Below are 935 nucleotides of genomic sequence, written 5' to 3' on the forward strand. Positions count from 1 at the left end.
GTACAGTAGCCCATGCGAGTTAGCCGATCAGCCTCGGCATTCTCCACAATGAGAACCCTACTCGCTTTAATGCCGCCGCGTGCAGGGAGGGGCTGGCAAATGGAGTTATCATTGCGGATATGAAAAGCCCCACCGAAGCGAGGCTATGCTCACTTAGTCATCTGTCAGAATGGGTTTTCTGAGACAATTGCATGCATAAGTGCTGATTTCAGAGCTTCCGTTGCCTCAGTGTATTTATCTGGAGTATCACCAAGCATAATGCGACATAATTTCTTATCGCTCCCGCTACCAATCTCTATCCAGTCCCGATCGTCACGACGAGAAATAACGCATTTCAGTGCTACCCAAGGTGGCACCGGATCGGACACATCAACCACTGTTTTTATGTAGAAGGGGATAGTGTAATCTCGATCAAAGTCCATTGCGTATGCGGGTCTAAATTTAAATTCATCATTTTCTTTCAACCCGAGCGTAACGATATTTTTTTCAATACCGTCATGTCGATATTTCCCGTTATTTGGTAATTGCAGAGATTCTTCATACGCTTTTAAAAAGTCGGCAATCATTACTCTGTATTTTTCCAGGAAATCATCACATTTTGCTTCTTTTTCGGAGGCTGCTTTTTGTATATCAGTATAGGTGATCATTGATTTAATCTCGCTATGACCTGTTAAAACCTGCATGTTATCACCTATGAAAGATAAGAACTGAGATGTCAGTCGGCACCAGATAAAGTCTATCGCTATACGATTCCATTATTTGGCATTAATGGTGAGAAATCTCACCTTTTAATTTCAGACAATAAAAAACCCCGCGATTGCGAGGTTTAGAATTTTTGTAGTGCGCTAACCGTAAGATGCCCACTATTTAGAGATGATAAGGCAATTTTATGCAAAAAGCAAGTTCAATGTATAGATATGGGTCTTCCCCGATCA

1 protein-coding gene is annotated in these 935 nt (G+C 41.8%); it reads right to left on the reverse strand.

All coding sequences use genetic code 11. From position 1 onward, the window contains the following. Positions 1-164 precede the first annotated feature (164 nt). On the reverse strand, positions 165-683 hold the full coding sequence (locus tag U868_RS0123050) for a hypothetical protein (RefSeq protein WP_025155339.1): 519 nt from the start codon (positions 681-683) through the stop codon (positions 165-167). Positions 684-935: the final 252 nt, after the last annotated feature.

The organism is Morganella morganii H1r, assembly GCF_000633515.1.
Classification (GTDB): Bacteria; Pseudomonadota; Gammaproteobacteria; order Enterobacterales; family Enterobacteriaceae; genus Morganella; species Morganella morganii_B.